The sequence below is a fragment of the Achromobacter spanius genome (assembly GCF_002966795.1).
Classification (GTDB): domain Bacteria; phylum Pseudomonadota; class Gammaproteobacteria; order Burkholderiales; family Burkholderiaceae_B; genus Achromobacter; species Achromobacter spanius_D.
The window spans coordinates 1,737,735-1,764,560 of record NZ_CP023270.1 but is presented as its reverse complement, the minus strand read 5'-3'; the positions used below and the strand labels follow the sequence as shown (position 1 = coordinate 1,764,560).

27 protein-coding genes are annotated in these 26,826 nt (G+C 65.9%); 8 read left to right on the top strand and 19 right to left on the bottom strand.

What is annotated here, in order from left to right:
• Positions 1-14 precede the first annotated feature (14 nt).
• Positions 15-1,007, top strand: coding sequence for a 4-hydroxythreonine-4-phosphate dehydrogenase PdxA (gene pdxA, locus CLM73_RS07885; protein WP_105237994.1), 993 nt, complete (start codon positions 15-17; stop codon positions 1,005-1,007).
• Positions 1,008-1,156: 149 nt separating this feature from the next.
• On the top strand, positions 1,157-2,134 hold the full coding sequence (locus tag CLM73_RS07880) for a bile acid:sodium symporter family protein (protein ID WP_105237993.1): 978 nt from the start codon (positions 1,157-1,159) through the stop codon (positions 2,132-2,134).
• 76 nt (positions 2,135-2,210) lie between these two features.
• On the opposite strand, the gene CLM73_RS07875 is transcribed toward CLM73_RS07880, so the two are convergent.
• From CLM73_RS07875 to CLM73_RS07820, 12 genes are all read right to left on the bottom strand, one after another.
• A complete protein-coding gene (locus tag CLM73_RS07875; protein WP_105237992.1) occupies positions 2,211-3,593 on the bottom strand; it encodes a replicative DNA helicase in 1,383 nt (460 codons plus the stop codon).
• Positions 3,590-4,429: an RIO1 family regulatory kinase/ATPase gene (locus CLM73_RS07870; protein WP_105241418.1), complete on the bottom strand. Its 840-nt coding sequence runs from the start codon at positions 4,427-4,429 to the stop codon at positions 3,590-3,592. Before CLM73_RS07870 ends, CLM73_RS07875 begins: the two co-directional genes overlap by 4 nt.
• 132 nt (positions 4,430-4,561) lie before the next feature.
• Positions 4,562-5,017 (bottom strand): 50S ribosomal protein L9, encoded by a 456-nt coding sequence (rplI, locus tag CLM73_RS07865; RefSeq protein ID WP_105237991.1) that lies wholly within the window; start codon positions 5,015-5,017, stop codon positions 4,562-4,564.
• A 14-nt stretch (positions 5,018-5,031) separates the two neighbouring features.
• Positions 5,032-5,304, bottom strand: coding sequence for a 30S ribosomal protein S18 (rpsR, locus tag CLM73_RS07860; protein ID WP_056567414.1), 273 nt, complete (start codon positions 5,302-5,304; stop codon positions 5,032-5,034).
• Positions 5,305-5,403: 99 nt separating this feature from the next.
• Positions 5,404-5,727 (bottom strand): primosomal replication protein N, encoded by a 324-nt coding sequence (gene priB / locus CLM73_RS07855; RefSeq protein WP_056567416.1) that lies wholly within the window; start codon positions 5,725-5,727, stop codon positions 5,404-5,406.
• Positions 5,728-5,777: 50 nt separating this feature from the next.
• A complete protein-coding gene (gene rpsF / locus CLM73_RS07850) occupies positions 5,778-6,152 on the bottom strand; it encodes a 30S ribosomal protein S6 (protein WP_056567418.1) in 375 nt (124 codons plus the stop codon).
• Positions 6,153-6,337: 185 nt separating this feature from the next.
• Positions 6,338-7,261: a DUF817 domain-containing protein gene (locus CLM73_RS07845; protein WP_105237990.1), complete on the bottom strand. Its 924-nt coding sequence runs from the start codon at positions 7,259-7,261 to the stop codon at positions 6,338-6,340.
• A 4-nt stretch (positions 7,262-7,265) separates the two neighbouring features.
• The gene (gene folE2 / locus CLM73_RS07840; protein ID WP_056567423.1) at positions 7,266-8,063 is read right to left on the bottom strand and encodes a GTP cyclohydrolase FolE2; all 798 of its coding nucleotides are present in this window, start codon (positions 8,061-8,063) and stop codon (positions 7,266-7,268) included.
• Positions 8,064-8,272: 209 nt separating this feature from the next.
• Positions 8,273-10,135, bottom strand: a complete 1,863-nt coding sequence (gene dxs / locus CLM73_RS07835) for a 1-deoxy-D-xylulose-5-phosphate synthase (protein WP_105237989.1) — start codon at positions 10,133-10,135, stop codon at positions 8,273-8,275.
• 54 nt (positions 10,136-10,189) lie between these two features.
• Positions 10,190-11,101, bottom strand: a complete 912-nt coding sequence (locus CLM73_RS07830) for a polyprenyl synthetase family protein (RefSeq protein ID WP_105237988.1) — start codon at positions 11,099-11,101, stop codon at positions 10,190-10,192.
• A 7-nt stretch (positions 11,102-11,108) separates the two neighbouring features.
• The gene (locus CLM73_RS07825; protein WP_056567431.1) at positions 11,109-11,375 is read right to left on the bottom strand and encodes an exodeoxyribonuclease VII small subunit; all 267 of its coding nucleotides are present in this window, start codon (positions 11,373-11,375) and stop codon (positions 11,109-11,111) included.
• 82 nt (positions 11,376-11,457) lie between these two features.
• Entirely contained in the window at positions 11,458-12,312 is an 855-nt protein-coding gene (locus CLM73_RS07820) for an IclR family transcriptional regulator (RefSeq protein ID WP_105237987.1), read from the bottom strand.
• A gap of 168 nt (positions 12,313-12,480) precedes the next feature.
• Here CLM73_RS07820 and CLM73_RS07815 point away from each other — a divergent pair, with 168 nt between their 5' ends.
• The 3 genes from CLM73_RS07815 to CLM73_RS07805 all read left to right on the top strand — a co-directional run bounded on the left by CLM73_RS07815 (position 12,481) and on the right by CLM73_RS07805 (position 16,122).
• Positions 12,481-13,449 carry a Bug family tripartite tricarboxylate transporter substrate binding protein gene (locus tag CLM73_RS07815; RefSeq protein ID WP_105237986.1) on the top strand — a complete coding sequence of 323 codons (969 nt, stop codon included), beginning with the start codon at positions 12,481-12,483 and terminating at the stop codon, positions 13,447-13,449.
• 226 nt (positions 13,450-13,675) lie between these two features.
• Complete coding sequence (locus CLM73_RS07810) at positions 13,676-14,686, top strand: acyltransferase (protein ID WP_105237985.1); 1,011 nt, start codon at positions 13,676-13,678, stop codon at positions 14,684-14,686.
• Between the two features lie 290 nt (positions 14,687-14,976).
• Positions 14,977-16,122 (top strand): aromatic ring-hydroxylating oxygenase subunit alpha, encoded by a 1,146-nt coding sequence (locus CLM73_RS07805; RefSeq protein ID WP_056567443.1) that lies wholly within the window; start codon positions 14,977-14,979, stop codon positions 16,120-16,122.
• A gap of 90 nt (positions 16,123-16,212) precedes the next feature.
• Here the strand turns inward: CLM73_RS07805 and CLM73_RS07800 are convergent, their stop codons facing one another.
• The 5 genes from CLM73_RS07800 to CLM73_RS07780 form a co-directional block, all read right to left on the bottom strand.
• Entirely contained in the window at positions 16,213-17,343 is a 1,131-nt protein-coding gene (locus tag CLM73_RS07800; protein WP_105237984.1) for a TIGR03364 family FAD-dependent oxidoreductase, read from the bottom strand.
• An 88-nt stretch (positions 17,344-17,431) separates the two neighbouring features.
• Positions 17,432-18,454 (bottom strand): putative 2-aminoethylphosphonate ABC transporter substrate-binding protein, encoded by a 1,023-nt coding sequence (locus CLM73_RS07795; protein ID WP_105237983.1) that lies wholly within the window; start codon positions 18,452-18,454, stop codon positions 17,432-17,434.
• A 128-nt stretch (positions 18,455-18,582) separates the two neighbouring features.
• Entirely contained in the window at positions 18,583-19,413 is an 831-nt protein-coding gene (phnX, locus tag CLM73_RS07790) for a phosphonoacetaldehyde hydrolase (protein WP_199778267.1), read from the bottom strand.
• Between the two features lie 17 nt (positions 19,414-19,430).
• Complete coding sequence (locus tag CLM73_RS07785; RefSeq protein ID WP_234015824.1) at positions 19,431-21,245, bottom strand: putative 2-aminoethylphosphonate ABC transporter permease subunit; 1,815 nt, start codon at positions 21,243-21,245, stop codon at positions 19,431-19,433.
• The gene (locus CLM73_RS07780; RefSeq protein ID WP_105237981.1) at positions 21,223-22,296 is read right to left on the bottom strand and encodes a putative 2-aminoethylphosphonate ABC transporter ATP-binding protein; all 1,074 of its coding nucleotides are present in this window, start codon (positions 22,294-22,296) and stop codon (positions 21,223-21,225) included. The genes CLM73_RS07785 and CLM73_RS07780 overlap by 23 nt, the downstream gene beginning before the upstream one ends.
• Positions 22,297-22,442: 146 nt before the next feature.
• Between CLM73_RS07780 and CLM73_RS07775 the strand changes: the two genes are divergently transcribed.
• Together CLM73_RS07775 and CLM73_RS07770 are read left to right on the top strand one after the other, a co-directional pair.
• A complete protein-coding gene (locus CLM73_RS07775; protein WP_105241416.1) occupies positions 22,443-23,306 on the top strand; it encodes a LysR family transcriptional regulator in 864 nt (287 codons plus the stop codon).
• 52 nt (positions 23,307-23,358) lie between these two features.
• Positions 23,359-23,928: a phosphonate degradation HD-domain oxygenase gene (locus CLM73_RS07770; protein ID WP_105237980.1), complete on the top strand. Its 570-nt coding sequence runs from the start codon at positions 23,359-23,361 to the stop codon at positions 23,926-23,928.
• A 54-nt stretch (positions 23,929-23,982) separates the two neighbouring features.
• Here CLM73_RS07770 and CLM73_RS07765 read toward each other — a convergent pair whose 3' ends face one another.
• On the bottom strand, positions 23,983-24,834 hold the full coding sequence (locus tag CLM73_RS07765; protein ID WP_105237979.1) for a sulfurtransferase: 852 nt from the start codon (positions 24,832-24,834) through the stop codon (positions 23,983-23,985).
• Positions 24,835-24,870: 36 nt separating this feature from the next.
• Positions 24,871-25,725 carry a DMT family transporter gene (locus tag CLM73_RS07760; RefSeq protein WP_105237978.1) on the bottom strand — a complete coding sequence of 285 codons (855 nt, stop codon included), beginning with the start codon at positions 25,723-25,725 and terminating at the stop codon, positions 24,871-24,873.
• A gap of 151 nt (positions 25,726-25,876) precedes the next feature.
• Here CLM73_RS07760 and htpX point away from each other — a divergent pair, with 151 nt between their 5' ends.
• On the top strand, positions 25,877-26,758 hold the full coding sequence (gene htpX, locus CLM73_RS07755; protein ID WP_105237977.1) for a protease HtpX: 882 nt from the start codon (positions 25,877-25,879) through the stop codon (positions 26,756-26,758).
• Positions 26,759-26,826: the final 68 nt, after the last annotated feature.

Sequence of the window (26,826 nt, the reverse complement as noted above, 5' to 3'; positions counted from 1 at the left end):
TTTCTGCCAGCACCGTGAACACTCTCCTGCCCGTGGGCATCACCATGGGCGATGCCGCCGGCATCGGTCCCGAAATCGTCGTCAAGGCCTGTGCGCAGGGACTGGGCGCGCCCAGTGTGGTGTATGGCGATGCTGGCGCGCTGCGCCGCGCGGCAACGCAGTTGGGCGTCCGTCTGGATATCACCGAGATCGCGGACATCAGACAGGCCCGGCCGGACGCGGCCGGTATCCAGGTCGTGGCCTGCAGTCCCGCCCTGCCCGCCGACCTGCCGCTGGGAAAGGTCAGCGCCCTGGCGGGCCGCGGCGCCTACGATTATGTGTGCGCGGCCATCGACGATGCACTTGCCGGACGCATCCGCGCCATCGTGACCGCCCCACTGAACAAGAAGTCCATGCACGAGGCCGGCATTGATTATCCCGGCCACACCGAAATCCTGGCCGACCGCTCCGGGACGCAGGACTTCGCGATGATGCTGGCCAACGATGAGCTGCGCGTGCTGCTGGTGACGATCCACGTCGCGCTGGCCGACGTCATGGCGCGGATCACGCCGCAGGCCGAGCTGACTGCGATGCGGCTTGCGGACCGCGCCTGCCGCCAGATGGGCATCGCGACGCCGCGCGTCGCCGTCGCCGGACTGAATCCGCATGCGGGCGAAGGCGGCAAGTTCGGGCGCGAAGACATGGACATCATCGAACCGGCCATCGCTGCCGCCCGCGCGGAAGGCATCGATGCAAGCGGCCCCTGGCCGGGCGACACCATCTTCATGCGCGCCCGCCGAGGGGAGTTCGACATCGTGGTGGCGCAATACCATGACCAGGGCCTCATCCCGGTGAAGTATCTGGGCGTGGACCACGGCGTGAACGTCACCGTCGGCCTGCCGTTCGTGCGCACCAGCGTGGACCACGGCACCGCATTCGACATCGCCGGCCGGGGCGTGGCCGACCATGCCTCACTGGTGACGGCGTTCGATCTGGCGCTGGCGATGACGCCCCGATCACCTGACTGAGCACCTGAGCGCGCCTGAAAGAGCCTCGGACTGCCTCAGCACGCGGACGCTTGCGGCCCGCGGGTGAAGAGCCCGCGCCGGTGCGGGTCTACAATACGCCCCGTTTCCGGCGCCCCGCGCCGCCGCTTTTCCGTTCTTCCTCCCATCCCATGTCCCGCCTCGTTCGACTTCTGCCCGACCGCTTCACCCTCTACCTGATCTGCACCGTCATCATCGCCAGCTTCCTGCCCGCCCATGGGCAAGGCGTGGTCGTGTTCGGCTGGATCACCAATGTGGCCGTCGGCCTGCTGTTCTTCCTGCACGGCGCGCGCCTTTCCCGCGAGGCCATCATCGCCGGCCTCACGCACTGGAAGCTGCACCTGACCATCTTCTCGGCCACGTTCCTGATGTTCCCGTTGCTGGGACTGGCCCTTCAGCCGGTGCTGGAGCCGCTGGTGACGCCCGAGCTTTACCTGGGCATCCTGTTCCTGTGCTGCCTGCCGGCCACGGTGCAGTCGGCCATCGCGTTCACGTCGATGGCGCGCGGCAACGTCCCCGCCGCGGTGTGCAGCGCCTCGGCGTCCAGCCTGCTGGGCATCTTCCTCACGCCGCTGCTGGTCGGCACGGTCGTGGCCAACGCCGGCAGCGCGCCGATCTCGTTCGACGCGGTCGGCAAGATCATGCTGCAGCTGCTCCTGCCCTTCGTGCTGGGCCAGTTTGCACGGCGCTGGATCGGCGCCTGGGTGCACAAGCGCAAGGCCATGCTGAAGTTCGTGGACCAGGGCTCGATCCTGCTGGTGGTCTACACGGCGTTCTCCGAGGCCATCAATGAAGGCCTGTGGAGCAGCACCCCGATCCCCGCGCTGGTTGGCCTGGTCGTGATCTGCTGCGTGATCCTGGCCCTGGCGCTGGGCCTGTCCGCACTGGCCGGCCGGCTGTTCGGATTCAGCATCGAAGATCGCATCACGCTGCTCTTCTGCGGCTCGAAGAAAAGCCTGGCCAGCGGCATTCCGATGGCCCAGGTGCTGTTCGCCGGCCACGCCGTGGGTGCGGTGGTGCTGCCGCTGATGCTGTTCCACCAGATCCAGCTCATGGTCTGCGGCGTGCTGGCGGCGCGCTACGGCAAGCGGCCCGACGCCACGCACTGATCGCCGTTCAAGACGAAAAAAAACCGCGCTGCGAAGCGCGGTTTTTTATTGGCCGTAGCCGTTGCCGTTGCCGGGATCAGTACATGTCCCGCGGCTGCGCGCCGGAGAAGTTCAGGAAGCGCGTGCTGGAGCCCTGGAACGTCAGGCGCACCGAACCGATCGGGCCGTTACGCTGCTTGCCGATGATGATCTCGGCCGTGCCCTTGTCCGGCGAATCGGGGTTGTAGACCTCGTCGCGGTAAATGAACAGGATCACGTCCGCATCCTGTTCGATTGCGCCGGATTCGCGCAGGTCGCTCATGACGGGGCGCTTATTGGGGCGCTGTTCCAGGCTTCGGTTGAGCTGCGACAGCGCGATCAGCGGGCAATTCAATTCCTTGGCCAGGCCCTTGAGCGAGCGGCTGATTTCCGACACTTCAGTCGCCCGGTTTTCGCCGGAACCGTTGCCCGACATGAGCTGCAGGTAGTCGATGATGATGAGGCCAAGCTGGCCGCACTGGCGGGCCAGACGGCGCGCGCGGGCGCGCACTTCCATGGGGCTGAGCGCCGGCGATTCGTCGATGTAGACCTGTGCGTCCTGCATGAGCTGCACGGCGTGCGTGACGCGCGGCCAGTCTTCGGCGATCAGCTTGCCGGTACGCATGCGGTGCTGATCCAGCAGCCCCACGGAGCCCAGCATACGCATGGCGAGCTGCACCGCGCCCATTTCCATGGAGAACACCGCCACGGGCAGGCCCTCCTCAATTGCGACGTGCTCGCCGATGTTCATGGAGAACGACGTCTTGCCCATGGACGGGCGGCCCGCCACGATGATCAGGTCGCCGCCCTGCATGCCGGACGTCATCTTGTCCAGGTCAGTGAAACCCGTGGGCACGCCGGTCACGTCGGACGTGCTCTCGCGGTGGTAGAGCTCGTCGATACGCTCGACCACCTGCGTCAGCAGCGGTTGGATCTCCTGGAAGCCCGCCGCGCCGCGTGCGCCTTCCTGGGCGATCTGGAACACCTTGGATTCGGCCTCGTCCAGCAGTTGGCGCGCTTCCTTGCCCTGCGGATTCATGGCGGCCGAGGAGATTTCATCCGCGATCGACACCAGCTTGCGCAGCATGGCGCGCTCGCGCACGATCTCGCCGTAACGGCGGATGTTGGCGGCCGACGGCGTGTTGTGCGCCAGGGCGTTCAGGTAGGCCAGCCCGCCGGATTCTTCGGCCTTGCCCGCGCTGACGAGGGACTCGTGCACGGTGATGACGTCGGCCGGACGCGCAAGACCGATCAGGCGCGCAATGTGGTGCCAGATCAGCCGGTGGTCGTGGCGGTAGAAGTCTTCTTCGATGAGCACGTCCGCGATGCGGTCCCAGGCGGCGTTGTCCAGCATCAGTCCGCCCAGCACCGACTGTTCGGCCTCGATGGAATGAGGGGGGACGCGCAGGTACTCGAGCTGGGAATCGGCGGGTGTGTTCATGGCTTCAATAGTAACGGCTGCAGGATATCCGCGACGCGGAAAAACCCTTGGATGTCGCGCGAGGGGAATCGGGCAAGGACGGGGCGCAGCGGCATGGCAATGCCGCACAGCACGCGCGCCAGGCGCTTCAAGCGGGCCCGGACCTCGGGGTCGGGGTTGCTGTCCAGGTAGACGTCGAGCGCCAGCTTGCCCAGCGTGCGCGCATCGGCGTCGCCCAGTTTACGCAGCGACACCAGCGAGGCCAGCATCTGGAACAGGTCGTACGCCTGCGCCAGCGGACGCGACAGCGTCGCGCCGATGTTTTCTTCGAAGTCGATGCGCCAGATCTCGCCGTCGCGCAGCGTGACGTTGCGGATCTGTGCCCCGCCATGCCACATGCCGCGGGCATGGAAAGCGGCCAGGTCGGCCGCCGCGGCACGCGTCAACCACAGGCGCGAGGTGGAGTCTTCGTTGCGGATGAGGTCCGCCAAGTCTTCGCCCACGAATTCCAGCACGAGCAGGTTCTGCTCGCGCCACCATACCTCGGGGACACGGCAACCGGCTTCCAGCAACTGCGCCAGGCGTTGCCCTTCGTGGGCCAGGCCATTGCGCAGCAGCACGCTGGGGCGCGGAAACTCGCCCAGGAACACCTTGCAGCCCACGGCGAGGAACAAGGCGCGCACGTAGCGCAGCACATAGCTCACGCCCTGCAGGATGCCGGGCCGGCGCCGCTTGATGATGCAGCGCACGCCATCTATCGTCACATCCCGCACCGAAGGTTCACGCGACGCATCCACGCTGTCGAGCCAGGCTCGCAAACCGGGCGGCGCGTTGTGATGGACAGGCGGATGAGTCAAGAGGTCCTCGAAAATGACAGCGTAAAACGAGGGTGCGGGGCCGCGCACCATTCAATACAAAAATCGGAACATTGCCGCGGAAAGAAAAAAAGCCGGCACGCGGGCCGGCTTCTTTTTACCGCGACTGCCGGATCAGGACAGTTCGCCTTCGACCAGAACCGTGATATCGACCACGACGTCGGCGTGCAGGGCGACCTGAACCGGGTACTCGCCGATGGCCTTCAGTTGGCCATTGGGCAGACGCACTTGCGACTTTTCGACGGCTTCGAACGAAGCCTTCTTCAGGCCGTCGGCGATGTCGGCGTTGGTGACCGAACCGAACAGACGACCGTCAACGCCGGCCTTCTGAACGATCTTGAGCTGGTAGCCGTTCATGCGGTCGCCCAGCGCTTGGGAAGCGGCCAGCTTTTCAGCTTGGACCTTTTCCAGCTCGGCGCGGCGGGCTTCGAATTCCTTCAGGGCGGCGTCGGTTGCACGACGGGCCTTCTTCTGGGGAATCAGGAAGTTGCGGGCGTAGCCATCACGCACGCGCACGACTTCACCCAGGTTGCCCAGGTTGACGACTTTTTCGAGCAGAATAACTTGCATTTCAGTGCCCCGGATTAGTTGTGGTTGTCGGTGTAAGGCAACAGAGCCAGGAAGCGCGCGCGCTTGATGGCGGAGTCCAGCTGGCGCTGGTAGATTGCCTTGGTGCCGGTCAGGCGAGCCGGGATGATCTTGCCGTTTTCTTGCACGAAGTCGCGCAGGGTGTCCAGATCCTTGTAGTCGATCTCTTCGACGCCGGCTGCGGTGAAGCGGCAGAACTTACGACGCTTGAAGAGCGGGTTCTGCTGCGTGAATTTGCGTTTTTCTTTGCGTTTTCCGAAGAAAGCCATGATATGTGCCTTTATGTTTGAGGGGACTGGGTCATTGCCCACTTCCCCATAACCTATCCGTATTCAGAAGGCGCTCTCGCACCCTTGGTCTCATTGCCTTCAGGCCACCTGCGGATCGCGTCCAGCGCTACCGCTGATCTTGCGCGCCTGCTGCAGATGCAGCTTGATCTTCACCGAGTCCTTGCGCGCGGGAGCCAAAAACCCCTGCACCAGCAATTCGGACCCTAAAGCGGTGTTTCTCAACAGCAACGCCAGATCTCCCAGTGCCACGGCGGCGATCGTCAGTTCGACACGGCGCGGGTGGCCGGCTTCGATGACCTCCGACTCGTGCGCCAGCAGCATTTCCAGCGCTGGCAAACCGGCGGGTGTGTGGCGCAAAGGCTCGCATTCGAGAACGCGGGCGCTGAGTTCCAGCTTGTTCATCCTGCCAGGCACCGAGGGGACTTGATGCAATGAGCTCTGCGTGAGCCTGCTTACTCGGCCTGGGCCGGGGTAGCTTCCGCCGAAGCCTTGCGGGCTTCTTCGCGCTCGACCGACTTCATCATGATCGACGGGGTGGTCTGGGCCTTCTTGGTCTTGATGACCAGGTGGCGCAGCACGGCGTCGTTGTAGCGGAACGAGTGTTCCAGCTCATCCAGCGTGGCTTGGCCGCACTCGATGTTCAGGCAGACGTAGTGAGCCTTGACGAGCTTCTGGATCGGGTAGGCCAGTTGACGGCGGCCCCAGTCTTCCAGGCGATGGATCGAGCCGCCTTGGCCCGTAACCAGTGCTTGGTAACGCTCGACCATGGCGGGCACTTGCTCGCTTTGGTCGGGGTGAACGATAAACACTACTTCGTAGTGACGCATGGGTAAAACTCCTTGAGGATGTCTTGCTGGCCTAACGTCTTGCACCCGCGCTTTCCATCATGGGTGGATCAACATCGTCGACGTTCGCCGCAAGGGGCAGCCCGCTACCCAAAAACCATGGGCGGTCGAGCAAGAAAGCTCTCGATTATCACCGATTGGGCGGCCGCTTGCAAGCCGGCGCAGGCTCAAGAAATAAGGGACGCGTCCCGGATGGTCCCCTGCCCCGCTGGTGCGGGCAGATCGGCCGCCGTGATTGCCCGCGGCCGGTTGACCGCGCTGACCATGACGTAGCTGATGATCATGAGCAGGAACCACGAGCCCAGCTTGGCGATGGACACAAGCTGCCAGACCTGCGACTGGTTGGGATAGCGCCACGCATTGGCGAAGGTGCCGATGTTTTCGGCAAACCAGATGAAGAGCGCCACCAGCACGAAGCCCAGCAGCAGCGGCATGCGCCGGTAGACCTGCCAGATGCGGAAGTACACCCACGTGCGCGCGAACAACACGGCCGTCATCGCGAACAGCGCCCACCGGAAGTCCAAGACGTAATGGTGCGCGAAGAAATTCAGGTAGATCAGCACCGACAACACGGCGGTGGCGGCCAGCGGCGGGTGCGCGCGGAAGCGGAAATCGAACAGCCGCCACACGCGCGCCAGGTAGCTGCCCACCGCGGCATACATGAAGCCGGTGAACAGCGGAACGCCGCCGACGCGCAGCACGCTGGCCTCGGGATAGATCCACGAGCCGGCGGCGGTCTTGAAGATCTCCATGCAGGTGCCGACCACATGGAACATCAGGATCACGCGCGCCTCGCTCCAGGTTTCCATGCGCAGCGCGAGCAGCGCGGCCTGGATGCCGAGCGCGGCAAGCGTCAGGAAGTCGTAGCGCGCCAGCGCCGCGTCCTTGGGATACCACCAGTGCGTGCCCAGCAGCAGCGCGCACATCAGGCCGCCGAAGAGGCACGCCCACGCCTGCTTCACGCCGAAGCGGAAGAACTCGTACAGCGCCACGCCCAGACGGCCGCGGCTCGCCAGGTTGCTGGCCAGCCGTGCTTCCCACTGCTGCAGATCGGCGATGAGCGGCCAGTCGCTGGCCGCCGGATGACGCACGGCCTCAGCCTTCGACGACGGCGTACGCCGAGTGATTGTGGATGGACTCGAAGTTTTCGGCCTCGACGCGATAGCGCGCGATGCCGGGATGCGCATTCAGGCGGGCCGCCACATCGCGCACCAGGTCCTCGACGAATTTGGGATTGTCGTAGGCGCGTTCGGTGACGAACTTTTCGTCGGGGCGCTTGAGCAGGCCCCAAAGCTCGCACGAGCCTTCGTCTTCGATCAGGCGGATCACGCCGTCCATCGAGATGTCTTCATTCAGGATGGCCGACACCGTGACGTGCGAACGCTGGTTGTGCGCGCCGTATTCGGAGATGGCCTTCGAACACGGGCACAGGCTGGTGACCGGCACCTGGACCACGAGCTCGAATTCGACGTGGCCGGCCTGCGCGCGCGCGATCCACTGGACTTCGTAGTCCAGCAGGCTTTGCACGCCGGAGATCGGCGCGGACTTGTTGATGAAGTACGGGAACGATGCGGTGATGTCGCCGCGCTCGGCATGCAGCAGCGGCAGCATGTCGGCCGCCATGGTGCGGAACAGCGCCGGCGTCATGGGCGTGCTGCGGTACTTTTCGAGCAAGGCCACGAAGCGGGACATATGCGTGCCCTTTTCTTCGGGCGGCAGGGCCACGGTCAGCGTCCAGTTGGCCACCGTGCCTTGCGCCGAGCCGTCGCCGCTCTGGACCAGCATGGGATGACGCACGCCGCGGATGCCGACGCGCTGGATCGGGATATGCCGCGTGTCCGTCGAGCTTTGGACGTCGGGCATCACGAGGGCGGGGTCGATCGGAGAATTCATGTCGGCTTACCTGTCCGGGCCGGTCCGCCGTGGAGCAACGGGCTGGCCGGGCTGTCTTGAGAAGGGGCTAATTATCGCCCAGCCATGCGCAATGAGAAGGGGTAACCCTTTGGATCCCATGCAGGCGGGGCCGGAACAGTGTGTTTCATCCTTGCGGCCGAAGGCGCCTGCCCTCGGCCGCAAGGATCAGCCCGATTCACTCAGCCGGATCACTTCAGCAGGTCTGCGTAACGCGTGCGGATCGACTGTTCGATGCCAGCGGCATCCAGGCCAAGCCCGACCCAAAGGGCCGATTGCTCGCCGTGATCGATGAATTCGTCCGGCAGGCCAAGCTGCAGTACGGGGATCAGCACGCCGGCGGCGCTCAGCACTTCGAGCACCGCGCTGCCCGCGCCGCCCATGATGCAGGCGTCTTCCAGCGTGACGAGCGCGTCGTGGCGGCTGGCCAGGTCCAGGATCAGGTCGCGGTCGATCGGCTTGGCAAAGCGCATGTCGGCCACGGTGGCGTCCAGCTTGCCGGCGGCGCCCAGCGCGGCTTGCACCAGCGTGCCAAAGCCCAGGATGGCGATCTTCTTGCCTTCTCGGCGCACGACGCCCTTGCCCAGCGCAACGGTATCCAGACCGCCGCCTTCCGCCGCGCCGCAGCCCGCGCCGCGCGGGTAACGCACCGAGGCCGGACCGGGGTGCTGATAACAGGTCGACAGCAGCAGGCGGGTTTCGTTTTCGTCGGAGGGCGTGGCCACCACCATGTTCGGCACGCAGCGCAGGAAGGCGATGTCGTAATTGCCGGCGTGCGTGGCGCCGTCAGCGCCCACGATGCCGGCGCGGTCCAGCGCGAACGTGACGTCCAGGTTCTGCAAGGCGACGTCATGGATGAACTGGTCGTAGCCGCGCTGCATGAACGTGGAGTAGATGGCGACGACCGGCTTCTGGCCTTCGCATGCCACGCCAGCAGCGAACGTCACGGCATGCTGTTCGGCGATGCCCACATCGAAGTACCGCTGCGGGAAGCGCTGTTCGAATTCGACCAGGCCGCTGCCCTCGCGCATGGCGGGCGTGACGGCCACCAGGCGCGAATCCTGCTGCGCCGTGTCGCACAGCCACGTGCCGAACACCTGCGTGAAGGTGCGCTTGCCGGGGGCCTTGGATTGCTGGATGCCGACGGCCGGATCGAACTTGCCGGGACCGTGGTAGAGCACGGGATCGGCTTCCGCCAGCTTGTAGCCCTGGCCCTTGCGCGTGACGACATGCAGAAATTGCAGGCCTTCCAGGGCCTTGAGGTTCTGCAGCGTGGGAACCAGCGCATCCAGGTCGTGGCCGTCGATGGGGCCGACGTAGTTGAAGCCCAGCTCTTCGAACAGCGTGGCGGGCGTGACCATGCCCTTGGCGTGTTCCTCGAAGCGGCGCGCCAGTTCAAGCACCGGCGGCACATGCTGCAGCACCGCCCGTCCCACGTTCTTGGCCGCGGCGTAAAAGCGTCCGGACATCAGGCGCGCCAGATAACGATTCAGCGCCCCCACCGGCGGCGAGATCGACATGTCGTTGTCGTTCAGGATCACCAGCAGGTTGATGTTGGGCGTGACGCCCGCGTTGTTCATGGCCTCGAACGCCATGCCCGCGGACATGGCGCCGTCGCCGATCACCGCGATGTGCTGGCGTTGTTCGCCCGCATTGCGCGAGGCAACTGCCATGCCCAGGGCCGCGGAGATCGACGTGGACGAATGCGCGGTGCCGAAGGCGTCGTACTCGGACTCGCTGCGTTTCGGAAAGCCCGAAATGCCGCCCTGCTGGCGCAGCTTGGCCATGCCGGCGCGGCGTCCCGTCAGGATCTTGTGCGGATAGGACTGATGGCCCACGTCCCACACGATACGGTCATGCGGCGTGTCGAACACCTGGTGCAGCGCCAGCGTGAGTTCGACGGTGCCCAGGTTGGACGACAGGTGTCCGCCCGTTTTGGATACCGACTCCAGCACGAAGCCGCGCAGTTCGTCAGCGAGCTTTTTCAGGTCGCGGCGATCCAGGCGCTTGAGGTCAGCCGGCGATTGAATGCGGTCCAGTAAATCTGTCGTCATGCTTTTATGGGGTTCGTTGGCCCGGCCTACCAAGAAGGCCGGGCTGATCTCGGATCAGCGGTCTCGAAGAACGATGAAGTCGGCAAGCTGGGCCAGGCGCCCGCCTGCGTCGCCCAGCGGCGCCAGCGCGGCCAGCGCCGCCACGCGCAGTTCCTCGGCAAAGGCCCGGGCCTCGTCCAGGCCCAGCAGAGACACATACGTAGGCTTGTTTTCAGCGGCGTCCTTGCCCGGCGTCTTGCCCAGGCTGGCGCTGTCCGCGGTGACGTCGAGTATGTCGTCGACCACCTGAAACGCCAGGCCCATGGCCTGCGCGTAGGCGTCCAGCGCCTGGCGCGACGCCGAGCTGGCGCCCGCCACGATGCCGCCCAACGCCACGCTGCACGCCAGCATGGCGCCGGTCTTCATGCCGTGCATCATTTGCAATTCATCGCGCGACAGCGCGCGGCCGACGCTGAAAAGGTCAATGGCCTGCCCGCCTGCCATGCCCTGGCTGCCGGCCGCGCGAGCCAGCGACTGGGTGGCCTGGACGATCAGCGCCGGGGCGATGGGCATGGAGGCGACCAGCTCAAACGCCAACGGCTGCAACGCATCGCCCGCCAGCATGGCGGTGGCTTCGTCGAACTGCACGTGCGTGGTGGGCCGTCCACGGCGCAGCGTGTCGTCGTCCATGCAGGGCAGGTCGTCATGGATCAGCGAGTAGGCGTGAATCAGTTCCACGGCGGCCGCCGCGCGGTCCAGCGAGGCCTCGATGGCGAGCACGCTGCCGCTGACGGGGCAGGCCTGTCCGGCGGCATAGACGAGGGCAGCGCGCACACGCTTGCCGCCGCCGAGCACGGCGTAACGCATGGCTTCATGCAGGCGGGCGGGCGGCTGATCCACCGGCGGCAGCAGGTCGTCGAGCACGTCTTCGACGTGCCGCGCACGGCCTTGCAACCACTCGGAAAAAGCGAGTTGAGTTTGCTTCATCGGTGTCTTATTCGTCGTCCAGCGCCGCGGGATCCAGCGGCCGCAGCAGGCCGCCTTCGAGGACCTTGACCTGCTGCTCGGCCTGCGCCAGGCGATCCTGGCAAACCCGCGTGAGCGCCACGCCGCGCCGGTAGGCGGCCAGCGATTGCTCGAGCGGCAGCGATCCGTCTTCCATGGCCGCGACCAGCGATTCCAGTTCGGCCAGAGCCGTTTCGAAATCCTGGGGCAAGGGACGATCGTCGTTCTGCGGATCAGCTTGAGTGGGTTTGGCCAAACGGGCCTCCGGGGCACTTGGGGGTGGATTAATCCGTGAATTGTACGAGATAGCCAGGCGCGGCCCGGATGCGCCCCGCGCCCTAGGCCGGCGTGCCCGCCAGGCCCGCCACCGCCGCCAGGAGCGCGGGCGCCACGCTGTCCCGCAGATGCGAGGCCTCCAGCAGGCTGGCCGGCCCGCCGCAGCTCATGACGAAGACGCCCTCGCCCGTGATGGACGTGAAAGGCACGGCCACGGCGTTGATGCCGGACTGCCATTCGCCGATGGCGCAGCAGCAGCCGGCCTGCGCCAGTTCGGCGCGGGCTCGGGCAATGGCCTCCGGCGCCGGCGCGGCCTGGTCCAGGCGCGCAAGGACGGCGTCGCATTCGTCTTCGGGCAGGCTGGCCAGGTACGCCCGTCCCATGGCGCTGTCCAGCGTGGCGCGGTAGCCGACGGGCAGGCGCAGATACAGCGCGGACGAGCCGTGGATGGCCTCGACGTATGTCATGGCGTCGCCGTCGAACGCGCCCAGGGCCACCGCGCCCCCGGTCTCACGTGCCAGATCGGACATGGAGGCCTTGGCCAGTTCGCGCACCTCGAGGCCGGCAAGGAGACCAAACCCCAGCGCCAGCACGCCGTAACCGGGCGAATACTTGCCCGTGTCGGGGTGGTAGCGCAGATAGCCCAGTTCCGTGAGCGTGTACGTGATGCGGCTGATGGTGGGCTTGGGCAGGCCGGTCAGGCGCGCCAGATCCAGGTTGCCCAGCGCGGCCACGCCGTGGCGAAAGCACCGCAGCACGTCCAGGCCGCGCGCCAGCGCCGTGATGAAGTCCGGGGAATTGGCGCCCTCGCCCGCGCCAGCGGCCCGTTTGCGGCGAGCGGGCAGGCTCAGTTCAAGCTTCTGGTCCGGCTTGGATGGCGGGAGGGCAATGCGCTTGCCGGCAGAAAACGGTTGCATTTATATACGCTTCGTTTTTATAGTTTATTTCGAAAGACAGAATTAAATTCCATATTCCGGAATTTAAAACATCCAAGGAGACCTGGCAAGCGGCGCCATGAATGACATGGCCGTCAGCCAAGCCAGGCCCGGCGATCCACTCTGACCACGCGATTTCAAGGGGAAAACATGATTCGCAACAGCTTCAAACTGCTCGCCACCCTGATGCTCAGCGCCGCCGCGTTGGGCGCCCAGGCCGATACGTATCCGGCCCGCCCGATCAAGGTGATTTCGCCCTTCCCGGCCGGCGGCGCCACCGACGTGCTGACGCGCGTCCTGGCCGAGCGGATGGCCAAGAACCTGGGCCAGTCCATGATCGTGGAAAACAAGGCCGGCGCGGGCACCTCGATTGGCGCGGCCTATGTCTCGCGTGAAGCGCCGGACGGCTACACCATCCTGATGGCCACCAACTCGACGCTGGTGACCAACCGCTATCTGTATAAGGAACTGCCCTACGACCCGGACAGCTTCGCCAAGATCGGCATGGTCGGCGTCGGCCCGCTGGTCCTGCTGTCCACGCCGAAGCGTCCGTTCAACAGCACGCAGGACGTCGTGGCGTACGCCAAGCAGAATCCGGGCAAGCTGACGTTCGCGACCTTCGGTCCGGGCACCTCGTCGCACCTGGCCGGCGAACTCTTCAAGGAACGCGCCGGCATCGACATCCTGCACGTGCCCTTCAAGGGCGCCACGCAAGCCCTGCCCGCTTTGATCAGCGGCGACGTGGACCTGTTCTTCGACATGGTGGCTACCGGCATGCCGCAGGCCGACGCCGGCAAGGTCAAGGTCTTCGCGATCACGAGCCCCACGCGTCTGGCGACCCAGCCCAACGTGAGCACGCTGGCCGAACAAGGCTACCCCGCGTTCGACATGACCGCCTGGTTCAGCTTCGTGGCACCCAAGGGCACGCCGGCGCCGGTCGTCGAGCGCCTGCAGGCCGCGCTGACCGAAACCCTGAAGGACGAAGCGGTCAAGAAGCGCCTGCTGGACATGGGCATCGACCCGCGTTCGGGCACGGCGGCCGAGCTGGACAAGCAGATCAAGACCGAGCAGCCCATCGTGTCGCAGCTCATCAAGCAGGCCAACATCGTTCTGCAGTAAGCCTGCCTTCATGCCGGTTTCGTGACAAAACGTTCGCGGAGTGCCGGCCCGCGATCGGTGCGGCCGCGGCCCTGCCGCGGGCGCACCTTTTCCCCGACAGCGCCGTTCCGGCCCTGTCGGTTTTTTACGCGCGGTCTAACCCCTGGATACAGAAACCGGCGCCATGCCGCTGCTAAGGTAAGGCGCGAACATAAAGCGCAAACGCCGAACCATTCCAGGGAGCCCGATGCCTCAAACCGAAGACCGATACGCCCGCCTGGACTCAGCCCGCTGGCTGGCTGCGCTGGCCGTCGTTCTGCTGCACAGCGCCGCACTGATCGTCAGCGATCCCGCCGCCCACGGCCGCGGCGCCTGGCTGGCCGCCAATCTATATGACTCCGCCGCGCGCTGGTGCGTGCCTGTCTTTGTGATGGTGAGCGGCGCGCTGCTGCTCGATCCCGACAAACCCCAGGATGCGCGGCGCTTCTACAGCCGGCGTCTGGCGCGCATCCTGGCTCCGCTGCTGTTCTGGACGCTCTTCTACCTGGCATGGCGCACGGGCCTGGACTGGTGGGACGACGGCCGCGTCGATTTTTCGTTCTGGCCGCGCAAGGTCGCGCAGGGCGAGCCCTACTACCACCTCTGGTATCTGTACATGATCGTGGGGCTGTACCTGTTCGCGCCGCTGGTCCGGGTGCTGTACGTGCGCAGTTCGCCCCAGGCCCGCGCGCTGTGGGTCGTCGGCATCCTCGGGGTGGCGATTCTTGACGCCCTCTACCGCCGCGCGCTCGGCGCGCCACATGGTTTTTTCCTGACGTGGTTCCTGCCTTACCTGGGCTACTTCGTCGCGGGCCGATTGATCTTCGATGGCGAGATGCGCGTTCCGCGCCCCGGCCTGATGCTGGCCGCCACCGTGGCTGCGACCGCGTTGGGCGTGACCATCATGTCCAACGGCCACGTGCTGGACACCTACTTCTACGACTACTTCAGCCTGACGGTGCCGTTCATGTCGCTGGCCGCGTTCCAATGGATCGTGTCCTCGCCCCGCTTGCCGCGGCTGGCCGCGCTGGCCCCGCTGACGTTTGGCGTATACCTCATCCATCCGGTCTTTCTGGATGTCGCGCGCCGCATCGGCGCCTTCTCGGGACAGGACCGCGACGCGTGGGTGGTGCCGTTGCTGACGATGATGGTGTTTGCGTTGTCGGCCGCCAGCAGCTGGTTGCTTCGGCGTCATCCGGCCACGCGCCGCCTCGTCTGAAAGCCCTACGACGCATGGGGTTGTTCGCGGTTTGCGCGCGGTCAAACCCACCCCGGGATTCCCTCGAATGGCCCGGCCTTTTGTCGCGGGCGTGGCCCAAGCCCTTGGGGTACAATTCACGGCTTATTTGATCGGCCAGACACCGATTTTTCTTCGCGCCAGAACGGATTCAACCAGGCTCGAATTCATGAACAAGGCCCCCGGAACACACCGCGAGGGACCTGGACTTGAACAAAAGCACCTGGCAAGGCTCAAACCGTCCTGGCTTTTTTATCCGAGCGGAGGGAATCATGACCGACATCGGTCGGATGGCACATGTCGTGCCAGCTCGCACCCAGCTACCCGTCAGCGCATATTTTGACGAAGCCCTCTTTGCCCGCGAGCAAGAACTCATTTTCAAGCAATCCTCGCTGTACGTCGGCCACCAGAAATTGGTGCCCGAAATCGGGGATTGGCGTACGTTGGTCCAGGAAAACGGAGGGCGCTCGCTGGTTCGCAACCAGCATGGCGTCGAACTCATCTCAAATGTCTGCCGTCACCGTCAGGCATTGATGCTTGGTGGCGAAGCCGGCAACGTGGCCGGCAACTGCAACACGCATGGCAATCTGAAAGCGACGGGCGGCAACATCGTCTGCCCGTTGCACCGCTGGACGTACAACAACCAAGGCGAGTTGTTGGGCGCGCCGCAGTTCGAGACCACGCCTTGCATGAACCTGCAGAAGTTCCGCCTGCGCGATTGCCACGGGCTGCTCTTCGAAGGCCCGCGCGACCCGGCTGCCGACATGGCGCCGTTGTTTGGGCGTCCCGAGTTCGACTTCGGCGATTACGTGCTGGACCACGTTGAAGTGCATCAGTGCAACTACAACTGGAAGACCTTCATCGAGGTCTACCTCGAGGACTACCACGTCGGTCCGTTCCATCCGGGGCTGGGGCGTTTCGTCACGTGCGACGACCTGACCTGGGAGTTCAACGACTGGTACAGCCTGCAGAAGGTGGGCGTGCATAACGCGCTGGCGCAGCCGGGTTCGGACGTGTACAAGCAGTGGCATGACCGCCTGCTGTCGTTCCGCGAAGGCGACGCCCCCGACTTCGGCGCCGTGTGGGTCACGTACTTCCCGACCCACATGATCGAGCTCTATCCGCACGTGCTGGTGCTGTCCACGCTGTACCCGAAGGGCCCGCAGGAAACGATCAACGTGGTCGAGTTCTACTACCCCGAGGAAATCGCTGCGTTTGAGCGCGAGTTCGTCGAGGCGCAGCGCGCCGCCTACATGGAAACGGCCATCGAGGACGACGAGATTGCCGAACGCATGGATGCCGGCCGCAAGGCCTTGATGCTGCGCGGCGTGAACGAGACCGGTCCGTACCAGTCGCCCATGGAAGACGGCATGCAGCACTTTCACGAGTGGTACCGCCGCATCATGCAGTCGGTGTAGGCCTTACCGCTTCAGCCCGCATGACAAAGGGCCTTGCGACATCCCTTCGGATTCGCAAGGCCCTTTTTCCATTCATCGGCGGTGCGCGGTTCAGCGTCCAATAGCGCCAGCCACAGTCCGCTCACCGATCGCCAATCCCACCGTCATGCCCACACCAGAGTGCATGACCGCCACCGTGGTTGCCGCGTCCACCGGCATCACGGAAAACGGCGCCGGTCCGTGCGCGCCATAGACACCCTGCCACCGCTCGACCACGCGCAACCGCGCGCCCAGCGCCTGCGCTGCAAGGTCCAACATGGCGTTGTCGACGGCTTCGTCGTTGAACGGCAGCGCGTCCTGTCCGTACTGGTGCGAATCGCCGATGATCAGCTCGCCGTATGGCGTGGGGCTGATCAGCAGATGGATGCCGTTTTCCAGCAGCATCGGCGTGCGCGCCTGGATCACGCCGCGCAGCGTCTGCGCCGTCGGCAGGTCCGAGAACGCACCGTAATGCACGCAGGACAGGCCCGTGAGCAGCGGCCGGTCCAGCGCGATGGCCGGACCATCGAACACCGCCCGCAGCATCTGCAGGCGCGTGACCTCCAGATTCAGCGGCGCGAATTGCTCAGGCAGCAGGGTCAGGTAATCGTGGCCCGGGCACACGAATACATGCGACGCCTTGAAGTCGCCCCCCGACGTGCCGACCTCGCCGTTCTCCACGGCGCGCGCCAAGGTTCCGGTGATGAAGTCGACGCCCAGCGCGGACTGCAGATAATGCGTGATTGCCGGCAGCGCTTCGCGCGAATAGATCTGCAGGTCATCGTGACCACGTAGCGCCATGCAGTGGTGCGCAAGCTGCCCGCCGTACAGGCCCGCCACATCACGCGCGGACAAGAGGTCCGCGCGGTAGCCTTCCTGCCGCATCCGCGTGTCCGCGAATTCCTGCAGCACGTCGGCCTCGTCGGCGTTGCGGGCCAGCACCAGGGCGCCATTGGCACGCACATGAAAACCCGCCTTGTCCGCCAGATCGAGCCACAGCTCGCGGGATTGCTGCGCGTGCGACAGCATCGTGCCGGGCGCCTGGCCCGTCACGATGACCTGGCCGAAGTTGCGGATCGTCGCGCCGTGCGCCTGGCGGCTGCGCTCGATCACCGCCACCGACAGGCCGCGCTTGGCGGCCGCCCAGGCATGCGCGATGCCGAGCATGCCCGCGCCCACCACGATTACGTCGTAAGTCTTCATTTTTGAAATGCTGCGAGAGGGATGTCGGGGAGGCCCCCGCGGGCCTCCCGATGCGCGGCGGCGCGCTGCCGCCGCGATGGGTCAGGAATTACTTCTTCTTCGGCTCGGACTTGCCGTCGTAGCGGCGGGTCCACTCGGCAATGATGCGGTCGCGGTTCGTCGCGGCCCACGTGAAGTCGTTCTTGATCATGCGCGAGGTCAGATCGGCCGGCAGGTTCGGATTGGCGGTCGCGATCGACGGGATCGCCAGCACCGCGAAGTTGGCCTTGTACAGCTCATTGGCTTCGCGGCTTGCCGAGAAGTCGGCCAGCTTGCGGGCGGCATCGAGGTTCTTGGTGCCCTTCATGATGGCGGTGGCTTCGACTTCCCAGCCCAGGCCTTCCGACGGGAACACGGCTTCGACAGGCGCGCCGTCGGCCTTCAGCTTGGCGGCGCGGTAGTCGAACGAGACGCCGATCGGGAATTCGCCGGCGGCGGCCATGTTGCACGGCTTGGAGCCCGAGTGCGTGTACGAACCGATGTTCTTGTGCAGGGCGTCCATGTAGGCCCAGCCCTTTTCTTCACCGAAGATCTGCAGCCAGGCGCTGACATCCAGGAAGCCCGTGCCGGACGAGGCCGGGTTCGGCATGACGATCTTGCCGGCATAGACCGGCTTGGTCAGGTCCTGCCACGACGTGGGCTTGGGCAGCTTCTGCTTTTCGGCTTCGATCGTGTTGAAGCAGATGGCGGCGGCGAAGCCGTCCATGCCGACCCAGGCGGGCTCGGCCTTGGCGTCGCGCATGTTGGCGGCGATCTGATCCAGGCCCTTCGGGGCGTAGGGCTGCAGCATGCCTTCCTTGTCCATCAGGCCCAGCGCGGTGCCGGCCAGGCCCCAGATCACGTCGGCCTTGGGGTTGTTCTTCTCGGCCAGCAGCTTGGCGGCGATGATGCCCGTGGAGTCGCGCACCCACTGGATCTTGATGTCGGGATTGGCCTTTTCGAAGGCGGCTTGATAGGCCTTGATCTGGTCGGCTTCCAGCGCCGTATAGACGGTCAGCGTGGTCTCGGCCGAGGCGGCGCCCATCACGCCCGTCAGGGCGGCGGCCAGTGCAAGCAGCTTGTAGCGATTCATGAACAACTCCGTGAGTGAGCGGAAAAACAGGATGAACGAGGTCCCCACGGCCGGCGGCTGCTGGCTGCGGATCGTGGTGAGTCAAAGATCTATGGATGGCCCGGGACGCCGGGCGCCAGGCGTCTAGTTCAGGGGCGGTCGCCTCGCGCTAGCCGGGCTTCGATGTCGTCGACCACGGCCGGCAGGTCGGCCACCGTGTCGATCAGGTAGTGCGGGCCGGCCGGATTCAGCTCCGCGCGGGCGGCATCGCGCGCCGCGTCGCGGGCGGGTTCGGAAAGGTTGTTGTATTCGTCCAGCGTCAGGCCTGCGGCGTTGCCGGACAGCAGCAGACCGACGGTCCACATGCCCGCGCGGCGGCCCTCTTCAATGCCGGGCGCGGTGTCGTCGACCTTGATGCAGCCGGCCACGTCGGACAGGCCAAGCTCCACCACGTTCTTCAGGGCCATGGCAGGAGCGGGACGCGCGCGCGGCACCTCGTCGCTGGCGACGATGCAGTCGGGCGTCAGGTCCTCGGTGGCGGCGCGTTCGACGACGCGGCCCATCACGCTGGCGGGATAGCCGGAGCACGAGCCGATCTTCAGACCGCGTTCGCGCAAGGCGCGCATCACGTCGGCGGCGCCCGGAATGGCGGCCGAGTACTGCGCCACTTTATCCAGCTGCATCGGCAGGAAGCGCTCGTAGATGGCGGTCACGTCGTCGTCAGTGGGCAGGCGGCCGAACCGCGCCTGGTATTGGTTGGCGATGGCGGGCTGGTCGCACAGCGTGCGGATGTGGTCCCACTTGCCCATGCCCATCGGGCCGCGCGCTTCCTTCAGCGACACGTCCATGCCGAACTGCGAGAACGCATCCACGAACACTTTGGTCGGCGCGAAGGATCCGAAGTCGACCAGCGTGCCGGCCCAGTCGAATATCACCGCCTCAAGGCGGACGGGCAAAGGTTGAACAGTCATGGAAGTCATCCTGGAAAAATGGTCGGTCAACGGGACGCCGGGCGCCGCCAGGCCTGGGTGCGCGCCACCAGGGCGCGGCTCGCCAGATGCAGGACCAGCGCGGCGACGGCGGAGCTGGCCATGATGACCGTGCACATGGCGGCGGCCGGGCCGATGAAGCCAGCGTCATCCATGTTGAGCACGGCGACGGCGGCCAGCACCGTGGACGGGCTGTACAGAAATACCACTGCCGACACGGTCGTCATGGCGGAAACGAAAAGATAGCGGGCCACGTCCAGCGCCGCGGGCAGGCACATGGGCAGCGTCACGCGCAGGAAAGTCGTCAGGCGCGGCACCTTCAGCGAGGCGGAGGCGGCCTCGAACTCCGGGTCCAGCGCATTGAGCGCGGTGGCCGCCGTCAGATGCGCGCTGGTATAGAAGTGGACGACCGTGCACAACACGAGCAGCGGCATCGTGCCGTACAGCATGTTCAGCGGGTTCGACAGGCTGTTGAAGAAGAAGATGTAGCCCAGACCCAGCACCAGTCCCGGCACGGCCATCGGCATCAGCGCCAGCATGCCGGCCATGCCGCGCAAGCCGCGCGCCATCGTGCCGCGGGCGGGCACCTTCTCCATCATCCACGCGCCGACAAAGACCACCAGGGTGCCCACGAGCGCGGTGCAGAACGCGAGCTGCAGGCTGTTGCGCCACGCCAGCCAGCCGCCGCCGTCCATGTTGTCAAAGTCGTACGAACGCAGCGACATCGACAGGTTGTACGGCCACATCTTCACGAAAGAAGCCCAGACCGCCACGCCGATGATCAGCAGCAGAAAGGCCGCCATCACGCCGGACAGGAACAGGAACGCCGCATCGCGCTGGCGGTTCATGCCGGCCGCATAAGGCTGCGCGCGGCCGCTCATCTGGGCGCCCTGGCGGGCACGCAGCCGCCGGTCCAGCACGAAGGTCAGCAGCGCCGGCAGCAGCAGCAAGATGCCGATGGCCGCGCCCTTGGGGAAATTCTGCTGTCCCACTACCGCCTTGTAGGCTTCCATGGCCAGCACGTTGTAGTCGCCGCCCACCACCTTGGGCACGCCGAAGTCCGTGACGGTCAGTGTGAACACCACGCAGCAAGCCGAGAACACCGCATAGCGCGTGCCGGGCAGCGTGACCGTCACGAAGGTGCGCCACGGTCCCGCACCCATGGCGCGGGCGGCGTCATACAGGCGGCCGTCGGCCAGCGCCAGGCCCGTCAGCAGGATCATGAGCGCATGCGGAAAGGTGTAGAACGCCTCCCCCACCACGATGCCCCAGAAGCCATAGATGGTGGCGCCGCCGGTCAGGCCCTTGAGCAGGCCCTGATTGCCCAGCAGGTAGACCAGCGCGATGCCGGGCAACAGTGACGGCGCCAGCAGCGGCAGCAGCGCGATCGTGCGCAGAAGGCCCTTGCCCGGCAGGCGGGTGCGCGTGAGGCCATAGGCAAAGCCGTAGGCGCAGGGCACCACCAGCAGGGTCGTCACGACGCCCACGGCCAGGCTGCGTCCGACCATGTCCATGAATCCGTCGGCGCCGACGATGCTGGCGATGACCGACAGGCCCGCCCAGCCGCCGTCGGCGTCCGTGACGGATTTGAGGAGGATCGCCGCCAACGGCAACGCCAGGAATACCAGGAGGCCGAGCGCCAGACCGCCCTGCCCCAGCGCCAGGCCCAGCGCGCCGATCCAGGCGGGCAACGGGCGGCGTCCCAAGACGGGCAGCGGCGCGGCGGCGGACGAGGGGATCGCAGGCGCAGCGGAAACCGCGGCGGGCTGGCCGATGGCGCGGGAATTGTTCACGGCCGGATCAAGCGTAGGCGCGTATCGCATGGCGCGGCAGCTCCACCCAGCAGCGGCCGGCAGCGTGAGCGCCCAGCAGGGCGTCTCCGGTTTCAGGGGACACAATGGAATGGACCGTGGCGCCGGGCACGCCTTCCAGGCGTAGCGCAAGACGATAGCTGCGACCCAGGAACACGCCGTCCAGCACGTCCGCCAGCATGGAATTGGGCTCTTCCGGCTTGGTCATGCTGACGCGCACGGCCTCCGGGCGCACGAAAAGCTTGCCGGAACCGGCGTCCAGGGCCGCATCCACCGCCAGCTCCTGGCGCCCCACGCGGGCGCGATGGTCGTCGATGCGTTCGAACGGCAGCCAGTTGGCCTCGCCCACGAAATCGGCGATGAACGCCGACCCCGGCTGGCGATACAGCTCGCGCGGCGTGCCGTACTGTTCGATGATGCCGCCGTTCATCACGGCGATGCGGTCGGCCATCACCATGGCCTCTTCCTGGTCATGCGTCACCATGAGCGTGGTGATGGACAGGCGTTTTTGCAGCGCGCGCAATTCGATGCGCAGGTGTTCGCGCACCCGCGCATCCAGCGCCGACATGGGTTCGTCCAGCAACAGCAGGGACGGCGACGGCGCCAACGCGCGCGCCAGCGCCACGCGCTGCTGCTGGCCGCCAGAGATCTGGCCGGGGTATTTGTCCGACGCGCCGGCCAGGCCGACCAGCGTCAGCATTTCCTCGACGCGGTTGGCGACGTGGGTGCGGTGGGCACGCTTGCCGCTCAGGCCGTAGGCCACGTTCTGGGCCACGGTCAGGTTCGGAAACAGCGCATAGGACTGGAACAGAATCCCGTAGTCGCGCGCCTGCGGCTCAGCGTGGGAGATGTCGCGGCCGGACAGCACGATGGTGCCGCTGTCCTGGCGCTCCAGCCCGGCGATCGCGCGCAGCAGCGTCGTCTTGCCGCAACCCGACGGCCCCAGCAGACACACCAATTCTCCGGCGCGGATATCCAGCGACACATCGGCCAGCGCCGTGTGGGTGCCGAATCGCTTGACGAGATTCTGCACGGAGAGAAAGGCGGTATCGCGTTGGGGCATGGGGCCTCCGGTCTGGGAACGAAGGCAGTATGGAAGCGGCGTATTGAGCGTTTATGACACTTCGCGCAAATGCAGTAATAAAAACATCAAATTATTTTGGTGTACTGGCGGTCTTGCGCATTGCGTCCAACCTTCGCCCCCCGACCGTGCTCGTCGCCGAACTCAAATCCTTCTATGCCGTGGCCCGCTGCGGAACCGTCACCAAGGCCGCTGCCCAACTGGGCGTGAGCCAGCCCACGGTGACGGGGCAACTGCGCCAACTCGAATCGCGCTACGGCATCGAACTGTTTCACCGGCAGGGCCGCGGCATGCGGCTGTCGGACGCCGGGCAAAACCTGATGCCAATGGTCGAGAAACTGGTGCAGCAGGAGACCGAGATCGACTTCCGGCTGCGCGACGCGAGCGACCTGCGCGAAGGCAATCTGCGCATCGGCGCGACCGGGCCCTACTACATCATGGATACCGTGCGGCGCTACAACCAGCGCTATCCCGGCATCGACCTGACCGTCACGATCGGCAATTCGCAGTCGATGCTGCGGGCGCTGCAGGATTACCGCATCGAGATTGCCACGTCTTCCTTTCTGACGGATGACAAGCATCTGTACCGGCGCAAGATCGCCGCAGACCCGATCCGCGTCGTCACGCACCGGGCCCATCCGCTGGCGCGGCGCGCCCAGGTGCACCTGGCGGATCTGGCCGAGCACGCGCTGCTCTTGCGCGAGCCCGGCTCGATGACGCGCCAGCTGACCGAAGAAGCGCTGCAGGCGGCTGGCGTCACCATGCGCCGCACGCTGGAAATCGGCAGCCGCGAATCGATCCGCCAAGCCATCCTGTGCGAGCTGGGCATCAGCCTGATCCCGTCACGCGAAATTCCGTCCCACCCCGATCTGGCTGCTCTGGACATCGAAGACGCCGGCATCGTGATGAATGAGTACCTGTACTGCCTGCGCGAGCGCCAACCGGTGCAGCTTATCGCGCGCTTTCTGGAGATGGCGCCGGCAGCCGGCTGACCGTTGCGGTCACTGCCCGCCTCTTCCCCTTGCGGCCACTCAGGAGACAACCATGGCCTTGACCCTGCAGGAAATCGAACAACTCTTCCTGGAACGCGGGCACCGTTCCTATCATGGCGAATCCGTCAGTCATCTGCGGCATGCGCTGCAGACGGCGACGCTGGCCGAGCAGAACGGCGCCAACGCGCATCTCATTACGGCGTGCCTGCTGCATGATCTGGGCCACCTGATTGCCGACCGTCCCGGCACGCCGACGCTGCGCGGCATCGACGACAAGCACCAGTATTTCGTGCTGCCCTTCCTGCGCGGGCTGTTCAGCGCCGCCGTGCTGGATCCCATCCGCCTGCACGTCGAGGCCAAACGCTACCTCTGCTATGTCGAGCCGCAGTACGAAGCGAGGTTGTCCGAGGATTCCCGCCGCAGCCTGGCATTGCAGGGAGGCAGTTTTGACGCCGGCCAGGCGGTGGACTTCGCCAGCATGCCCGGCGCGCCTGACGCGATACGCCTGCGGCGCTGGGACGACATGGCCAAGGTGCCGGGCCTGGCGACGCCGCCGCTCGATCACTTCCTGGAAATCGCCGAAACCGTGTCCGGACGCGTCAAGCTGGCCACGGTCTGGTAACTGCCGGCCCGCATCCATGAAAAAAGCCAGGGTGAATGCCCTGGCTTTTGTCGTTCATTCGCCCTTGGCCACCGGCCGGGCGGGGTCGCTGCACCATTCGCTCCAGGATCCCGGGTACAACCGCGAACCGGACAGGCCGGCGATTTCCATCGACAGCAGGTTGTGGCAGGCGGTGATGCCCGATCCGCACTGGTGGACGATGGACGCCGGATCGCGCCCCGCCAGGAGTGCGCCGAACTCCGCGCGCAGCGCGTCGGCTGACTTGAAACGGCCGTCCGGCTGGAGGTTTTCGCCGTTCGGGCGGTTCAGCGCGCCCGGGATATGGCCGGCCACCGGGTCCATGGGTTCGACCTCGCCGCGATAGCGGTTCGCGGCGCGCGCGTCGATCACGGTGAAGGATGGCTGGGCGATGTTGGACAGCACCGCCTGGGCGTCCACCGTGCCGGCCAGCGGCGCGCCCGGCTCGACCGGCTCGCCCGGCTGCACGGCGGGCGCCGCGTCATGGCTGACGGGCAGGCCGGCGGCTGTCCAGGCCTGCCATCCGCCGTCCAGCACGGCAACCTGGTCATGCCCCAGCCACCGAAGCATCCACCACAGATGCGCCGCGTACATGCCGCCGCTGGCGTCGTACGCCACCACCAGCGTGCTCGGGGTCACGCCGTGCGCGGCCATCAGGGCGCCGAACTGGGCGCGGTCCGGCAGCGGATGCCGGCCATTCTTGCCCGTCTTCGCGGCGGCCAGCTCGGTTTCGTGGTCCAGGTGGCGCGCGCCGGGAATGTGGCCCGCGTCGTAGGCCTGGCGGCCCGCCGCATGGTTGGTCAGGTCGTGGCGCACGTCGAACACGCGCACGTCGGGGTTGTCCAGGCGCGCGGCCAGATCGGCAGCGGAGATCAGGGTCGTCGTCATGCGAGGGGGCTCCTGTGGAATTCGGCGAATGTGGCTTCAGACCGGCTTGGGATCGCGCATGGTGCGCCACACCGACAGCAGGCCCGCAAAGATGATGAGGCCCATGCCGGCCCAGGCCACGACGTCCAGATGGTCGCCCCAGAAGCCCATGCCGATCAGCGCCGCAAAAATGATGGTGCTGTACTGCAGGGCGGCAGTCAGCAGCGCCGACCCCATGCCGAACGCCCGGGTCATGGCCAGCTGGCCAAACAGCCCCGCCACGCCCACGCCCAGCAGCGAAAGGTAACCGGTCCAGTCCGCATAGCCCCAGCCTTCGAACGCCAGTCCGGCGCCGCTGGACACGCACACCGCGACCGAGAAGAACAGGACGGTGCGCCATTCGGGTTCGCCGATGCGGCCCAGCTGGCGGATCTGCATCATCGCGATCGCGGACATGGCGCCCGCCCCCATGCCGAGCAGGGCGGCAAGCCACTGGTCTTCGTTGATGCTGGGCCGCAGCACGGCAATGACGCCCATGAACCCCAGCGCCACGGCCAGGATCCGCACCGGGTCACGCTGCGCCCCGCCCCACCCCAGCATCCAACAGGCGATGAACAGCGGCGCCGTGTAGTTCAGGCTGGTGGCTGTGGCCAAAGGCAGGTGGGAGATGGCGAAAAAGCCCAGCCACATCGAGGTGACGCCGGACAGATTGCGCCAGATGTGCAGCTTCCAGCTCGTGGGAATGATGGACTGGCGGCCGGCGCGCGCCCAGAGCAACAGCAGGATCACCGACGGCAGGCCGCGAAAGAGCACGACCTGCGGCAGCGATGCGCCGTGTTCGGTGCCGAGCTTCACGAACGACCCCATGATGGCGAACATGGCGGACGCCACCAACATCCAAAGTGCCTGCATGCGGGTCTACGCTAAGGGAAAAGGGGGAAGGAATAAGGGAAAGCGATACTATACTCTCCGTCACCGGAGCGGAGCCGGCGAGTCGGGGAACTGGCGAGGCTTCGCGATGTCGAAATCCGGTTATTTGCCGCTCGCAGAGGAATAAAAAAACATGAAACGCATTGTTCTGTTCGTCGTTACCAACCTGGCCGTCATGCTCGTGCTGTCGGCCACGCTGCGCATTCTGGGCGTGGACCGTGTCATCACGGCCAACGGGATCAACTTCAACGCGCTCCTGATCTTCTCGGTCGTGGTCGGCTTCACCGGCGCCATCATCTCGCTCCTCATGAGCAAGCCCATGGCCAAGTGGAGCACCGGCGCGCAGGTGCTGGATCCCAACGCGCCCCGCAACCAGCGCGAAGCCTGGCTGGTCGACACGGTCCACCAACTGGCCGACCGCGCCGGCATTGGCCGCCCCGAAGTCGCCATCTACGAAGGCGCCCCCAACGCGTTCGCCACTGGCGCGTTCAAGAACGACTCGCTGGTCGCCGTGTCGACGGGCCTCCTGGAAAGCATGTCCGAAGAGGAAGTCGCAGCCGTGCTGGCGCACGAAGTCGCGCACATCGCCAACGGCGACATGGTCACCCTGACCCTGATTCAGGGCGTGGTGAACACCTTCGTCATCTTCCTGGCGCGCGTCGTCGGCTACTTCATCGACCGCGTCGTGTTCAAGAACGAACGCGGCATCGGCCCGGGCTACTTCGTCACGGTGCTGGTCTGTGAAATCATCTTCGGCGTCCTGGCTTCGATCATCGTGGCCTGGTTCTCGCGCCAGCGCGAATACCGCGCCGACGCCGGCTCGGCCCACCTGATGGGCGCCCGCGAACCGATGATCCGCGCGCTCGCCCGCCTGGGCGGCCTGGAGCCGGGCGAACTGCCCAAGTCCTTCGAAGCTTCCGGCATCACCGGCAAGGGCGGCCTGGCAGCCATGTTCGCCTCGCACCCGCCGATCCCGGCCCGCATCGCCGCGCTGCAGAACGCTCGCGTGATCTGATCCGCCCGGCCATTGGTCGCAAAAAAGCCCGCTTCGGCGGGCTTTTTTGCGTGCGCGGCTAGCGCTCG

Excerpts from the sequence above, each read along its gene's own strand:
- CLM73_RS07820 (WP_105237987.1), bottom strand. The coding sequence starts at position 12,312 with ATGCAACCGTTTTCTGCCGGCAAGCGCATTGCCCTCCCGCCATCCAAG.
- dxs (WP_105237989.1), bottom strand. The coding sequence starts at position 10,135 with ATGACGACAGATTTACTGGACCGCATTCAATCGCCGGCTGACCTCAAG.
- CLM73_RS07830 (WP_105237988.1), bottom strand. The coding sequence starts at position 11,101 with ATGAAGCAAACTCAACTCGCTTTTTCCGAGTGGTTGCAAGGCCGTGCG.
- CLM73_RS07780 (WP_105237981.1), bottom strand. The coding sequence starts at position 22,296 with ATGCCCCAACGCGATACCGCCTTTCTCTCCGTGCAGAATCTCGTCAAG.
- CLM73_RS07795 (WP_105237983.1), bottom strand. The coding sequence starts at position 18,454 with ATGAATCGCTACAAGCTGCTTGCACTGGCCGCCGCCCTGACGGGCGTG.
- priB (WP_056567416.1), bottom strand. The coding sequence starts at position 5,727 with ATGAACAAGCTGGAACTCAGCGCCCGCGTTCTCGAATGCGAGCCTTTG.
- rplI (WP_105237991.1), bottom strand. The coding sequence starts at position 5,017 with ATGCAAGTTATTCTGCTCGAAAAAGTCGTCAACCTGGGCAACCTGGGT.
- CLM73_RS07810 (WP_105237985.1), top strand. The coding sequence starts at position 13,676 with ATGCCTCAAACCGAAGACCGATACGCCCGCCTGGACTCAGCCCGCTGG.
- CLM73_RS07875 (WP_105237992.1), bottom strand. The coding sequence starts at position 3,593 with ATGAACACACCCGCCGATTCCCAGCTCGAGTACCTGCGCGTCCCCCCT.
- phnX (WP_199778267.1), bottom strand. The coding sequence starts at position 19,413 with ATGACTTCCATGACTGTTCAACCTTTGCCCGTCCGCCTTGAGGCGGTG.
- rpsF (WP_056567418.1), bottom strand. The coding sequence starts at position 6,152 with ATGCGTCACTACGAAGTAGTGTTTATCGTTCACCCCGACCAAAGCGAG.
- rpsR (WP_056567414.1), bottom strand. The coding sequence starts at position 5,304 with ATGGCTTTCTTCGGAAAACGCAAAGAAAAACGCAAATTCACGCAGCAG.
- htpX (WP_105237977.1), top strand. The coding sequence starts at position 25,877 with ATGAAACGCATTGTTCTGTTCGTCGTTACCAACCTGGCCGTCATGCTC.
- CLM73_RS07805 (WP_056567443.1), top strand. The coding sequence starts at position 14,977 with ATGACCGACATCGGTCGGATGGCACATGTCGTGCCAGCTCGCACCCAG.
- CLM73_RS07765 (WP_105237979.1), bottom strand. The coding sequence starts at position 24,834 with ATGACGACGACCCTGATCTCCGCTGCCGATCTGGCCGCGCGCCTGGAC.
- CLM73_RS07785 (WP_234015824.1), bottom strand. The coding sequence starts at position 21,245 with ATGCGATACGCGCCTACGCTTGATCCGGCCGTGAACAATTCCCGCGCC.
- CLM73_RS07880 (WP_105237993.1), top strand. The coding sequence starts at position 1,157 with ATGTCCCGCCTCGTTCGACTTCTGCCCGACCGCTTCACCCTCTACCTG.
- CLM73_RS07800 (WP_105237984.1), bottom strand. The coding sequence starts at position 17,343 with ATGAAGACTTACGACGTAATCGTGGTGGGCGCGGGCATGCTCGGCATC.
- folE2 (WP_056567423.1), bottom strand. The coding sequence starts at position 8,063 with ATGAATTCTCCGATCGACCCCGCCCTCGTGATGCCCGACGTCCAAAGC.
- CLM73_RS07760 (WP_105237978.1), bottom strand. The coding sequence starts at position 25,725 with ATGCAGGCACTTTGGATGTTGGTGGCGTCCGCCATGTTCGCCATCATG.
- CLM73_RS07770 (WP_105237980.1), top strand. The coding sequence starts at position 23,359 with ATGGCCTTGACCCTGCAGGAAATCGAACAACTCTTCCTGGAACGCGGG.
- CLM73_RS07815 (WP_105237986.1), top strand. The coding sequence starts at position 12,481 with ATGATTCGCAACAGCTTCAAACTGCTCGCCACCCTGATGCTCAGCGCC.